Below are 12,568 nucleotides of genomic sequence, written 5' to 3'. Positions count from 1 at the left end.
AACAATGGCTGAAGTACTTGTGCTCATCGAGCACGCCGACGGTGCCGTGAAGAAGGTCAGCACCGAACTGCTCACCGCCGCCCGTACCCTGGGCGAGCCCGCCGCCGTCGTGACCGGCCCGGCCGGCACCGCCGACAAGCTGGCCTCCGCGCTGGCCGCCGCCGGTGCCGAGAAGATCTACGTCGCCGAGTCCGACGACGTCGACGGCTTCCTGGTCACCCCGAAGGTCGACGTGCTGGCCGGCCTGGTCGAGTCCGCCTCGCCCGCCGCCGTGCTGGTCGCCGCCACCGCCGAGGGCAAGGAGGTGTCGGGCCGCCTCGCCGCGCGCATCGGCTCCGGCCTGCTCGTCGACGTCATCGGCGTCAACGCCGACGGCTCGGCCGTGCACTCCATCTTCGGTGGCGCGTTCACCGTCGACGCCAAGGCCACCGGCGACGTGCCGGTGATCTCGATCCGTCCGGGCGCCATCGAGACGGTCGCGCAGGCCGGTGCGGGCGAGCAGGTCGTCGTCGAGGTTCCGGCCCAGGAAGACGGCGTCGTCAAGGTCGTCTCGCGTGAGCCGATCGTGGGCGGCGACCGTCCGGAGCTGACCGAGGCGAGCATCGTCGTCTCCGGTGGCCGTGGTGTCGGTTCCGCCGACAACTTCGCGGTCGTCGAGGCGCTGGCCGACTCGCTCGGTGCCGCCGTCGGCGCCTCGCGTGCCGCCGTCGACTCGGGCTACTACCCGGGCCAGTTCCAGGTCGGTCAGACCGGTAAGACGGTCTCCCCGCAGCTCTACATCGCCCTGGGCATCTCCGGCGCCATCCAGCACCGCGCCGGCATGCAGACCTCGAAGACCATCGTCGCGGTCAACAAGGACGAAGAGGCCCCGATCTTCGAGATCGCGGACTACGGCATCGTGGGCGACCTGTTCAACGTCGCCCCGCAGCTGACCGAGGCCGTGAAGTCCCACAAGGGATAAATCGCTGAGGCGCTGAGCGCACTGCGGCCCCGTCCGGGTATCCCGGGCGGGGCCGCTTGCGTCTCGCGAGAGATGTCGTAGCCCGCGCCCTGCTGACACCGCTTCGGCGACTTCTGTCCGGGTGGGCTGTGCACCGTGGTGTGGCCGGTCGTCGTTGCCGCTGATCGAGGCGGTCGATTCACCTAATGCATGTCCCTGTCCGGTATCGACCGTCCTGACCTGCCCGAATTCATGACGTGGGAGCAGTTGGGGCAACTTCCGGATGAGATCGCCGGCCAGATCGAGCTCTGGGAGGGTCGGGTCGTCTGGCTGCGGCGTGGCCCCGGCGAGCATCAGATCTTCATGCGTCGGCTGACCAATGCGCTGGAGCGGTCCGCGGGAGACGACATGGCGGGGCACCCTGACCGTTGCTGGGTCGCCAATCTCGAGACGACCGTGTTCCTCGGTTCGACCGGAAAGTCGGACTTTGTCACCCCGGACTTCTTGATACACCGTTGTCTAGGTGGTCCACTGCACCCTGTCGACTATCGACTCGTCGACGAGTGGATCAACGATGCCGACGGCACGGTGTCATTCCCTCAACCTTTCCCGATCGAGGTCCCCTGGTCCGCGCTGGCCTTCTGATGTTTCGTGTCTCCGATGCGTCGAAGGTTTCTCCGGTGACCGGGGATTGCCGCGGCGTTTCGAGTGGAGGGCCTCCTTGTGGAGGCCGTGCGACCACTGCTGGAACGGTGGTCGAGCCGGTGGCTATGTTGTGCTCGTGGAGATGGTGTGGTGGGGCTGGTATCGGCGAAACTTCTTCGATGACAAGGAGATAGCCGCGCGTGACCGGTTGGCCGACGCCGGCAGTTCGGGTTTCGCGCCGCTGCATCAAGCCGCGTGGCACGGTGCGCCGGAGTCGGTCGTCGAACGACTGCTCGGGCTCGGGGCATGGCGGACCCTGCGGACCGCCGACGGCGATACCGCCGCGGACATCGCGGCCGCGCGCGGTAAGGATCAGCTGGCGGGTCTGCTCGCGCCCCGGTTGGTGCGCGAGGTCGACGCGACGGTGCCGGCCCAGCTCGAATGCCAGCTGCACGCCGTGATTCTGGGGCGAGTGCTGGACCTGTGCCGGAAGTGCGGCTTCCGACCGCCGCCGCTGACACCGCTGCTCGAGTACCCGGGCGCGACGCTGTGGGCGGCGATTCCGGGCATGTACGGCGGCTTCGCGATCGAGCTGGTCGCCGATGCGGACGAACTCGAGGTATCCAGCTGGTGCCGGGTGGCCGGTGGTTCGGGCCAACGGCATCGGGTTCGGCCGGACGGGTTCGACCTCGTCGAGGAAGGGTTCGTCTAGCCGGGAGCGTTCACCGGGCGGCCGAGCACCATCCACTTGTCCGGGTCGGTGAGGGTTTCGAAGCCGAACTTCTCGTAGAGGCCGTGGGCGTCGTGGGTGGCGAGCACGACGCGGCGCAGGTTGTCGGGGGCGAGGTGGTCGCGGATCGCGGCGACCAGCGCGACGCCGACCCCCTTGCCGCGTACCGCGCGATCCACGTACACATCGCACAGCCACGCGAAGGTCGTCCGGTCGGTGATCACGCGCGCGTAGGCGACCTGCTCGCCCGAAACACGTTCGTACACTCCGAAATTGAGTGATTCCGCGATGGCGCGGTCCTGCAGCTCGCGGGTTCTGCCCATGGCCCAGTACGAGTCGGTGGACAGCCAGGTGTGCACGCGGGCGGCGTCGATGCGGGCGGTCTCGGTGGAGACCTCGTAACCGTCGGGGATCTCGGGTAGTGGGGTGTCGGTCATGTGGGCAGAATCGCAGGCCGGATACCGCGCTGTCGAGCGGGTTTCGGGTCACCCGGATGCCCGGTGGGGCTCTCCCGGCACGCGGATCGGCATGGCAGGGTGGGATGGGTGACGATGTTGCCGATCGTAGTGCCGCCGGAGGTCGAGGAGACGGTACGGGCGGTGTTCGGGGCCGCGGGGGAGCGGTGGCTGGACGACCTGCCCGCGCTGGTGGAAAAGCTCTGTGGGGCTTGGGAGCTGATGCTGATCGGCCCGGCGTTCGAGGGTGGGACGCACGCGTTCGTCGCGCCGGTGCGCCGCGGGGACGGGTCGGTGGCGGTGCTCAAGGTGCCGGTGGTCGACGAAGAGAACGCGGCGGAGGCGACCGGGCTGTATTGCTACGGCGGGGACGGGGCGGCGACGCTGTACCGGTTCGACGTCGACAGTGGCGCGATGCTGATGGAGTGGGCGCGGCCGGGGGAGCCGCTGCTGGAGCAGCCGGGGTTCCCGAGTCTGGAGGGCAGGCCGGAGAACACCGAGCGGGTCCGCCTGGCCTGCGGGCTGCTACGCCGGTTGCGGCGGGAGCCGGTCGACGTTCCCGAGGACTATCCGGCACTACCGATCGCGACCGACGTGGTCGCGCAGTGGACCGCGCGGCTCCAGCAGCCGGAACCCGAACTCGCCGAGGTCCTTCCGGACGCTCTGCGCGAGCGGGCACTGGCGTGGTGCGCGCGCCTCGCGGTTCCGGTGGGCCCGCTGCTCGTCGTCAATCGCGACACCCACCTCGGCAATATCGTTGCCGCCGAACGCGAACCGTGGCTGCTCATCGATCCGAAGCCCTACCTCGGCGAAGCCGCCTTCGACGCGGGCTTTGTGATCATGATCCAGGTGCAGTCCTCCCCGACCCCCGAGCACGCCCGTGCCGTCGTCGCCGCGACGGCACGTGACCTCGGCATCCCCGCCGACCGCGCCCACGGCTGGGCCTTCCTGCGCGCGATCGAGGAGATCATCTGGTCGGTCGAGGACGACGATGCCGAGACGCTGCCGCTCCACTTGGCCGTCGCACACGCCCTGGCGAGCTCGCCCATCGGCTAGCCGCTCCTACCGCCGGTGCAACGCGTCCAGCAGGGTGTTCACGATCGGATTCTGGCGTGCGTCCTCACGCAGCACCGCCGACACCGGGATACGCAGGCGGTGGTCGGTGAGGTCCAGGGTGAGCAGCCCCTTGGTCGGGCCCTCGTAGAGGACCGTCCAGGACTCGGGCCGGTTGAGCAGTTCCATCGTGGCGGTGTGGTCGGGGGGAATCGGTGGACCGAAGGTGGGGCCGACCGGAAGATCGGCGAAGGCCGAGCGGATCAGGGTGTGCAGCAGGACCTGTTCCTGCTCGGGCGGGAGCAACAGCGGATAGGGACTGAGGTCGGCGAGCGTGACGACCCCTTTGCCCGCCAGCGGGTGACTGCTCGAGATCGCGATCACCAGATCCTCGACCCACAACTGCTCCACCGCCAGCCCCGGCTGATCCACACTGCCGCGGATCAGCGCCAGATCGCAGTCACCGTCGGCCACAGCCGTGATCCGCTGACGGAACGGCTTGATGACGTACTCGATCTCGGCGTCGGGGTGGGCGGCGCGGGCGGCGGCGATCGCGGACAGCGACCGGGCCGCGAACGACATGTTGGCGGCGAGCCGGATGCGCGGGCCGGTGGTGCGCACGGCGGCGCGGATCGCGGACTCCAGACTCAGCATCTGCTTGGCCAGCGGCAGCAGGCGCAGGGTGGCGTCGGTGGGGACGACGGCGCGGGTCGTGCGCTCGAACAGCTGGGCGCCGAGGTCACGTTCGAGTCTCGCGATCTGGTGGCTGATCGCGGATTGGGAGATGAAGCAGCGGCTCGCCGCGCGGCTGAAACTGAGCTCCTCACAGACCGCGACGAAGTACGCCAGCTGGCGAAGTTCCACCAGGTCCCTCCTATTGATTAGTTATACAGATAAGAGTCATCTTCAGTATGCGCCCAAACACTGGAAACATCTGCGTTCCGCATCGCGTTTACTCATATGAAAGGACTCATTACCGATCTTGGAGCGCGCGATCATGGAACACACGGATGTCGTCATCGTCGGTTCGGGCTTCGGCGGACTCGCCGCTGCCAAGCAACTGAGCAAGTCACGAATCAACTACGTCCTGATCTCGAGCACGCCCGAGCACCTGTTCCAGCCCCTGCTCTACCAGGTGGCCACCGGCGTGCTCGCGCCCGAGGAGATCGCACCGCCGATCAAGAACGTACTGCGCCGTCACCCCGAGGCCGACGTCCGGCTCGGCAAGGTGACCGCGATCGACGCCGAGGCCGCCGTGCTCACCTACGAGACCGCCGAGGGTACCCGCCAGATCGGCTACGGCTCGCTGATCGCGGCCACCGGCGCCAGCCAGAGCTACTTCGGCCGCGACGACTTCGCCGACAAGACCTTCTCGCTCAAGACCATCGACGACGCCCAGCGCCTGCGCGACCAGATCGCCTCGGTGTTCGCCGCGGCCGAGAACGCCGACGAGGCGACCCGGCGCAGGCTGCTCAGCTTCGTCGTCGTCGGCGCGGGCGCGACCGGCGTCGAGGTGGCGGGCCAGATCAAGGAACTGGCCAAGCGGCACTTCCACCAGGAGGTCTCGGTGACCCTGGTCGAGGGCGCCGGCGCGGTGCTGCCCCCGTTCGGCGGCGGGCTCTCGGAATACGCGAAGCGCTCGCTGACCGACAGCGGCGTCGAGGTGCTGCTCGGGACCTTCGTCACCGATATCGACGAGGGCAAAGTGACGGTCAAGGACGCCGAGGGCATCGAGCGCGGCATCGCCGCCGAGACCGTGGTGTGGTCGGCCGGCGTGCAGGCGGGCGGATTCGCGGCACTGCTGGCCGAGGCCACCGGCGCCGAGACCGACCGCGCGGGCCGGCTGCTGATCAACCCCGACCTGACCGTCGGCGGCCACGCCGACATCTTCGCCATCGGCGACATGACCTCGCTCAACGGCTACCCCGGCCAGTCGCCGGTCGCCATGCAGGAGGGTCGCCACGCCGCCGACATCATCCGGCGCAAGAAGGACGCGGGCACGCCGTTCGTCTACTGGGACAAGGGCAGCATGGCGGTGATCAGCCGCTTCAGCGCGGTGGTCAAGCTCAACGACCGCATCACGTTCAAGGGCACCATCGCCTGGGCGATGTGGCTGGCCGTGCACCTGATGTACCTGGTCGGCTTCCGCAACCGCTTCGCCGCGGTCGCCTCGTGGCTGGTGGCCTTCATCGGCACCGCCCGCCCCGGCTTCGCCGACGCGGCCGAGACGAAGGTCGACGCCCGACAGGCCGAGCACCAGCCCGACACGCGAGAGCACATCGCGGTCTGACCGAGACGACAGCGCCCCGTCATCACGATGACGGGGCGCTGTCGCTGTCGGTCAGCGGCGATCAGCGATGCGAGGCGGCCGCGAAGGTGGGCACGCTGGCCAGCAACGTGCGCGTATAGGCCGCGGCCGGAGCCTCGTAGATCTGGGCGCAGGGCCCGGATTCGACGAGCTTGCCGTGCCGCAGCACCGCCACCGCGTCACTGACATGGCGCACCACCGCCAGGTCGTGCGAGATGAACAGCATCGTCAACGCGAGGCGTTCGCGCAGATCGAGCAGCAGATTGAGAACTTCTGCCTGCACCGAGCAGTCCAGCGCGGAGGTGATCTCATCGGCGATGATCACCTCCGGTTCCACCGCCAGCGCCCGGGCGATCGCGATCCGCTGACGCTGGCCGCCGGAGAACTCGTGGGGATAACGCCCTGCTGCGCTGGGATCCAGCGATACCGTCGCCAGCCGTCGCCCGATCGCCTCGGCGTGTACGCGCGGATCGGCGCGGGTCGGGTCGATGGCTTCGGCGATGGCCCGCCCGATGGTCATGCGCGGGTTCAACGAGGCGTAGGGATCTTGGGACACCAGTTGCACGCGGCGCCGCAACCGGCGCGGTGACTTTCCGGTGAGTGACTGACCGTCGAGGGTGATCCGCCCGGCGGTGGGCGCCACGAGCCCGACCACTGCCTTGGCGATCGTCGACTTGCCCGAGCCGGATTCGCCGACCAGGCCGAGGGTTCGGCCGGTCGGCACCCGCAGGGTGACCTCGTCGACCACGGTCGTGGCGTGTCGGCCCGAGCCGTAGGCGATGCTGAGCCCGGTGATCTCGAGTCCTGTGGTCATCGCGTGGGAACCTCCTGTGCGGCCTCGACGACATGGCAGGCAACGCCGCCGATTCGCGGTGGCGGCTCGGCCGCGCAACGTGGCACCGCGAGCGGACACCGTGGCGCGAAGGCGCACCCGATCGGCCGGTCGGCGGGTGCGGGCGGGCGGCCGGGGATGGTCGCCAGCCTGCCTCCGGGCGCGCTGCCGTCGAGGGTCGGGCTGGCCGCGAGCAGGGCGCGCGTGTACGGGTGCCGAGCGCGTCCGGCGCGCAGTTCCGCAGCGGTCAGCTCCTCGACCACCCGCCCGGAGTACATCACCACCACGCGATGGCAGAGCGTGCCGACCACACCGATGTCGTGGGAGATGAACAACATTCCGGTACCGCGGTCATTGATCTCCCGCAGCAGGTCCAGGACCTCCGCCTGCACGGTCACATCGAGTGCGGTCGTCGCCTCGTCGGCGATGATCAACCGGGGATCGGGCAGCACCGCAGCGGCGATCATCGCCCGCTGCCGCATTCCGCCCGAGAGCTGGTGGGGATACTGGCCGAGCACTGTCTCCGGCTGCCGCACATGTACCCGGCGCAGGGCCTCGGTGGCCCGTGCCATAGCCTCGCGTCGTGTCGTCTTGCCGTGCACGCGTAGCACTTCGGTCAGCTGGGTACCGATGCGCAGCGCGGGATTGAAGGAAGCGGACGGGTCCTGGTAGACGATGCCGAGCGCGGTCGCCAATCGCGCCGGGTCGCTGTCGGTGCTCGTCAGGTCGAGCCCGTCCAGATCGAGGCAGGCCGCCCTGATGGTGAGTTCGTCGGGCAACAACCGGGCCACCGCCATCGCCGTCAACGACTTACCCGAGCCCGATTCACCGACGAGGCCGACGATCTCGCCCGGCGCCACCCGCAGTGAGACCGAATCGACCAGGCGGACACCACTGTCCAACTCGACGCTGAGGTCGGTGATCGTCAGCAGTGCGCCGGGCTCGGGAGCTTTCGGGGTGACCGGTGCGGTGACCGCCGGTGCTCGCCGCGGGGCGGTGCGCTCGCGCGGATCGATAGTGGCGGCGAGGCCGTCACCGATCAGCGAGGCGAACACCCCGGTCACCGTGATCGCGACAGCGGGACCCAGAGCTTCCGCCGGTGTGGTGTAGAGCGAGCGCAGTCCGCCGTTGAGCAGTGAGCCCCAGTCGAATTGGGGGTTCTGCACGCCGAGCCCGAGGAACGACAGACCCGACAGCGCGACCAGCACCTGCGCGTACGCGGAGGAGAACAGCACTGTCAGCGGTCCGGCGATGTTGGGCAGCAAATGCCTGCTCATCACCCGCGCCGGTGAGACTCCGAGAAGTCTGGCGGTGGAGACGAAGTCGCGCCCGGCGACCGAGCCGGCGAGGTTGGCGGTGAGCCGTGCGAACGACGGCGAGCCGCCGAGCACGATGGCGATCACCGAGGCGGTCGGACCCGCGCCGAGAATGGTGGCGATCACCAGCGCCATGATCAGCGTCGGGGCGGTGACCATGATGTCGATGATCCGGAGCCCGACTTCACGGATCCGGGGCCCGGACACCCACACCGCGGTACCGATCGCGATGCCGACGGCAGCGGCGAGCACGGTCGCCACGGTGGTCAACACCACCGTGAGCCGGGTCGCGACCAGGACCCGCGCCAACACATCGCGCCCGAGTGAGTCCGTCCCGAGCCAGTGCTCGGCGCTGCTCCCGCCGCGCACCGTGTCGGACATGGCGGTGGCGGTGTCGTGCAGCAGGGGCGGGGCGAGGAGGGCGACCAGGACGACGACGGCGAAGCCGACCGCACCGGCCACCAGGGAGGGATGGGGACGAGTCTTCATCGGTTGCCTCCGGCGAGCGAGGAGCGCGGGTCGAGAATCGCCAGCGCGATGTCGACCAGTAGGTTCAGCACGGCGGCCAGCAGTCCGAGAACCAGGACGCAGCCCTGGATCACCGGGTAGTCGCGCACCAGCAACGCGTCGACCACCCGCTGGCCGATGCCTGGCCAGGCGAACACGGTCTCCACGATCACCGTGCCGCCCAGCATCGAGGCCAGGACCAGACCGCTCAGGGTCATGACGGCAGTGAGCAGGTTGGGCAGTACGTGCCGCAGATACAGCCGTAGCAGGGGCAGCCGTCTACCGCGCGCGGTACGGATGTAGTCCTGGGACAAGACGTTTCCGGCTTCGCGTCGCACCACCCGTGCCATCACACACAGGCTGGGCAGGCTGATCGCCAGCACCGGCAGGATCAGCGACTGCGCGGTCTGCGCGCCACCCGCGGGCAACACCCCGAGCATGATCGCGAAGATCACCACCAGCGCCGTACCGACCACGTATTCCGGGACGGCACCGAGCAATCCGGTGGTCAGGGTGAACGCCCCGTCGGCCCGCCTGCTGTGTCGTGCCGCGACCGCGATGCCGAGTGGCAGCGCGACCGCGAGCACCAGGATCAGCGAGAACACCGCCAGCTCGGCGGTGAACGGCAGCCGCGTCGCGATCACGTCCGAGACCGCCTCCCTGGTCTGGAACGACCTGCCGAGATCACCCTGGGCCAGCCCCGACACGTAGTCGGTGAAGCGGGTGAGCAGCGGGCGGTCCAGGCCCAGTTCGGCCCGGATCCGGGCGATGTCGGCCTGGGTCGCGTTCTGCCCGGCCAGCGATTCGGCGGGGTCACCGGGAATGAGCTGGATCATGGCGAAGGTGACTACGACGAGCACCACGGCCACGGCGAGGAGTCCGGCCGCGCGGCGCACCGCGAAGCCGATCCACCCTGTCACGCGCCGATCCGCAGGGTGCTGAGGTCGATCTGGCCGTTGGGGATGTGTGCGCGCACACCGTCGGCGAAAACGTAGCGCACGTTCAGCGTCGACAACGGCACGATGTCGACGGCGCTGAGCAGCCCCGCCTGACCCCGTTGCCAGGCTGCGCATTTGGCCGTCTGGTCGGTGGTGACGACCGCCGCGCGCAGACCCTCGTCGAAGGCGTCGTTGTGGGTCGCGCCGTAGTTGCGACCCGCCGGCGGTTCGGCACCGGTGAGCAGGTTGGACGCGGTGAGCAGCGTGGTCGACAGCGACGCCATCACGTTGATGTCCCAGTCCCCGCCGGGTAGCACCGACGAGGCCCAGGTGTTGTTGTCGACATTGACCAGCTTCACCTCGGCTCCGGCCGCGCGCAGTGCCTCGGCGACATAGGTGTTGCCCGCGCCGTCGGCGATCGCGTTGGTGCCGGTCACCGTGATCTTCTTGCCTGCCAGAACTCGGGTGGCCGCCGCGAGGTCGTGCCGGGTCAGCAGGGCATCGTCGGTGTTGGCGCAGACATTGGCGGTGTCGTCGACATAGCTCTTCAGCAGGGTTCCCGAGCCGCCGAGGACCTTGTTGTAGGCCGGAGCGTCCATGGCTTGTCCCACGGCCTTGCGGAACTCCGCGTCGGCGCCCGGCTTGCCCGCGCGCTGGTTGAAGAACAGGAAGTTGCGGACCATCGGCGCGGTCTCGGTGTCGAAGCCCTGTGCCAATCGGGTCCCGTCGGGACCGGTGAAGCCGGCGAAGTCGAGCTGACCGGTCTGCAGGAGATTGGCCGCGGCGGATTCGCTCTTGACGATGCTGAGCTCGAGCGTGGCGGGGGAGCGGCCCGCCCGGTCGGCGGCGAAAGCGGGAAACGCGTCGAAACCCTCGCGCAGGGAGGCGATGTAGCGGGAGCCGCGTTCACTCGCTGTCAGGACGTAGGGGCCGGTGCCTGCGCCGACCACCGAACCGGTGGCCAGACCGGTGGGGTCGTCCAGACCGGGCTGACAGATGATGCCCGAGTTGACCAAGCCCAGCGAGGGGAGCAACTCCGTCCAGGGCGTGGCCATGCGTACCGAGACGGTGCCGGCCGCGTCGTCGCCGGTGATGGTGGTCTTGTCGCCGCCATTGGCCGGGCCGAACGTGTACGCCGCGCCCGGAGCCGTCTTGCGGAAGTACTCCAGCGATGCGGCGACCTGGCGCGCGGTGAGCGGGGCCCCGTCCGAGCAGGTCAGGCCCTGCTGCAAAGTGAAGGTGGCCTGCGTCGCGGTGACATCCCACGACGCGGCCAGGCGCGGGACGACGACGTTGTCGTCGTCGAGGCCGACCAGCGTCGAGTAGAGCAGCCGGTCGACGGCGTACTCGGAGGATCCGGCCGCCCGTGCGGGATCGAAGCTACCGACGTCGGAGGTCAGCGCCAGGCGCACCGTCCCGCCGGACGCGCCGCCCCGATCGGCGGTCTGCGATGTCGTGCACGCGGCGAGTGTCGCGACCGCCGCGACACACGCTGCGAAGAGGGGGCGTTTCATGCGAACTCCTTGATGCGTGAGGTGACATCAAGGAAGCAGCGTCGCTGCCGAACGCCGGACTATCGCAAATGTCGGCCATTGCGGGCGCGCTGGTGCCGAATACGGGCGGAGAAGGTTGTTTTGCCGAGGATAATCGCCACCGGCGGGGCCCGGCTCGCGCTGCGCGCCGGCGGCGGGCCGCCGGGTTCTATCGATCGGTGGGTGAGTCGGCCGCCGTGGCGCGCGTGCGCAGGGCATCGACGAGCGCGTCCTCGGCTCCGGAAGCCGTGCGGTCCGCCCAGCGACCGATCGGAATGTGGCGCAGGTAGCGCCCGTGGGGGTCGAGCAGGGTAGCGCCGATCTTCAGCGGCCACAGCGCCATCGACCGATCGGCGATGGCGAGGTCCGGCATGGCTTCGGTGAGCCGCGCCTCGAAGGCGGGCATATCGGCCATTGTGCGCAGCCAGACGTTGAAGATCAGATTGCGCGGCCCGGTCATCGAGTAGCACATGCGGGTCTCGCGCATCGCCGCGATCGCGTGGCCGATCTCGGCGGCCCGCGCCAGCGGCGTTGCGGCCCAGAAGGTGACGCTGAGCGGCCAGCCCGACGCGAACCGCGCCACTTCGCAGCGATAGGCGATGGCGTTGTCGTGGTCGAGTCGCGCCAGTCGCCTGCGCACGGTGGTCGGGCTCATCCCGGTGCGCTCGGCCAGAGTGGTGACCGACTGCCTGCAGTCGCGACTGAGTTCGGTCACCAGCGGGATGTCGGCGGCGTGGATGGAGCCGTAACCGGGCGTGCGGCGCTGGGTCTGCGCCGACAACGCGGTGTGGGCCATCCGGGTCCGATCGAGCCGCCAGCGGCTGCCCTCGGTGAACGAGGTGGTCACCACCTGCGAGCGGGTGGTGACCACACCGGCGAGGGCGCCGAGCCGGAAGGTGACATAGCGGGCCAGGGACGCGTGGTCGAAGAAGGCCGCGGTGATCATCAGGTCGCGCGCACCCGTGGTGAGTTCGACGGTCACCAGGTTCACATCGAGGGCGAGTTCGGCCGCTACTTCATGCAGACGTCCTGGAGCACAGTCGATTTCGATGACGGCGAGGATCGGCGACACGCCGTCGATGCTGAGCGGATAGCAGGTGAGCCAGGCCAGGCCCTCGCTGTGCAGCCGCGCCCAGCGGCGTGCCGCGGTGGAGCCGTCGATGCCGAGGGCACGTCCGATCTGCTGCCACTGTGCCCGCGGCGCCACCTGTAGGGCCGCCACCAATTCGTAGTCGAGCTCGTCCAGCGTGGCGGAATTCTGCATAGTTGGGCCTTTCAACGGCGAGATCCGGCAAATTGTATCGGTCCGGCG

Annotated in this window: 12 protein-coding genes; 5 read left to right on the top strand and 7 right to left on the bottom strand. The window is 69.2% G+C overall.

The window, feature by feature from the left end:
* Positions 1-4: 4 nt before the first annotated feature.
* From Q7X29_RS26415 to Q7X29_RS26405, 3 genes are all read left to right on the top strand, one after another.
* Positions 5-961 (top strand): electron transfer flavoprotein subunit alpha/FixB family protein, encoded by a 957-nt coding sequence (locus Q7X29_RS26415; protein ID WP_218719314.1) that lies wholly within the window; start codon positions 5-7, stop codon positions 959-961.
* Positions 962-1,150: 189 nt separating this feature from the next.
* A complete protein-coding gene (locus Q7X29_RS26410) occupies positions 1,151-1,585 on the top strand; it encodes a hypothetical protein (protein ID WP_316575685.1) in 435 nt (144 codons plus the stop codon).
* Between the two features lie 136 nt (positions 1,586-1,721).
* Positions 1,722-2,297, top strand: coding sequence for a hypothetical protein (locus Q7X29_RS26405; protein WP_316575684.1), 576 nt, complete (start codon positions 1,722-1,724; stop codon positions 2,295-2,297).
* Here the strand turns inward: Q7X29_RS26405 and Q7X29_RS26400 are convergent.
* Entirely contained in the window at positions 2,294-2,752 is a 459-nt protein-coding gene (locus Q7X29_RS26400) for a GNAT family N-acetyltransferase (protein WP_218719316.1), read from the bottom strand. The two genes, Q7X29_RS26405 and Q7X29_RS26400, sit on opposite strands and share 4 nt — an antisense overlap.
* 114 nt (positions 2,753-2,866) lie before the next feature.
* Between Q7X29_RS26400 and Q7X29_RS26395 the strand changes: the two genes are divergently transcribed.
* Positions 2,867-3,826 (top strand): aminoglycoside phosphotransferase family protein, encoded by a 960-nt coding sequence (locus Q7X29_RS26395; RefSeq protein ID WP_316575683.1) that lies wholly within the window; start codon positions 2,867-2,869, stop codon positions 3,824-3,826.
* Between the two features lie 6 nt (positions 3,827-3,832).
* On the opposite strand, the gene Q7X29_RS26390 is transcribed toward Q7X29_RS26395, so the two are convergent.
* Entirely contained in the window at positions 3,833-4,687 is an 855-nt protein-coding gene (locus Q7X29_RS26390) for a LysR family transcriptional regulator (RefSeq protein WP_189027249.1), read from the bottom strand.
* Positions 4,688-4,820: 133 nt separating this feature from the next.
* Between Q7X29_RS26390 and Q7X29_RS26385 the strand changes: the two genes are divergently transcribed.
* A complete protein-coding gene (locus tag Q7X29_RS26385) occupies positions 4,821-6,113 on the top strand; it encodes an NAD(P)/FAD-dependent oxidoreductase (RefSeq protein WP_218719317.1) in 1,293 nt (430 codons plus the stop codon).
* Between the two features lie 61 nt (positions 6,114-6,174).
* Here Q7X29_RS26385 and Q7X29_RS26380 read toward each other — a convergent pair whose 3' ends face one another.
* From Q7X29_RS26380 to Q7X29_RS26360, 5 genes are all read right to left on the bottom strand, one after another.
* Positions 6,175-6,945 (bottom strand): ATP-binding cassette domain-containing protein, encoded by a 771-nt coding sequence (locus Q7X29_RS26380; RefSeq protein ID WP_218719318.1) that lies wholly within the window; start codon positions 6,943-6,945, stop codon positions 6,175-6,177.
* A complete protein-coding gene (locus Q7X29_RS26375; protein WP_316575682.1) occupies positions 6,942-8,768 on the bottom strand; it encodes a dipeptide/oligopeptide/nickel ABC transporter permease/ATP-binding protein in 1,827 nt (608 codons plus the stop codon). The genes Q7X29_RS26380 and Q7X29_RS26375 overlap by 4 nt, the downstream gene beginning before the upstream one ends.
* Complete coding sequence (locus Q7X29_RS26370; RefSeq protein ID WP_218719320.1) at positions 8,765-9,706, bottom strand: ABC transporter permease; 942 nt, start codon at positions 9,704-9,706, stop codon at positions 8,765-8,767. Before Q7X29_RS26370 ends, Q7X29_RS26375 begins: the two co-directional genes overlap by 4 nt.
* Positions 9,703-11,238: an ABC transporter substrate-binding protein gene (locus tag Q7X29_RS26365; protein ID WP_316575681.1), complete on the bottom strand. Its 1,536-nt coding sequence runs from the start codon at positions 11,236-11,238 to the stop codon at positions 9,703-9,705. Before Q7X29_RS26365 ends, Q7X29_RS26370 begins: the two co-directional genes overlap by 4 nt.
* A 187-nt stretch (positions 11,239-11,425) precedes the next feature.
* Positions 11,426-12,520, bottom strand: a complete 1,095-nt coding sequence (locus Q7X29_RS26360; RefSeq protein WP_218719322.1) for an Lrp/AsnC family transcriptional regulator — start codon at positions 12,518-12,520, stop codon at positions 11,426-11,428.
* Positions 12,521-12,568 lie beyond the last annotated feature (48 nt).

The sequence above is a fragment of the Nocardia canadensis genome (assembly GCF_032656385.1).
Taxonomy (GTDB): Bacteria; Actinomycetota; Actinomycetes; order Mycobacteriales; family Mycobacteriaceae; genus Nocardia; species Nocardia canadensis.
The sequence above is the reverse complement of the archived record's forward strand: the minus strand, read 5'-3'. Positions and strand labels throughout refer to the sequence as shown.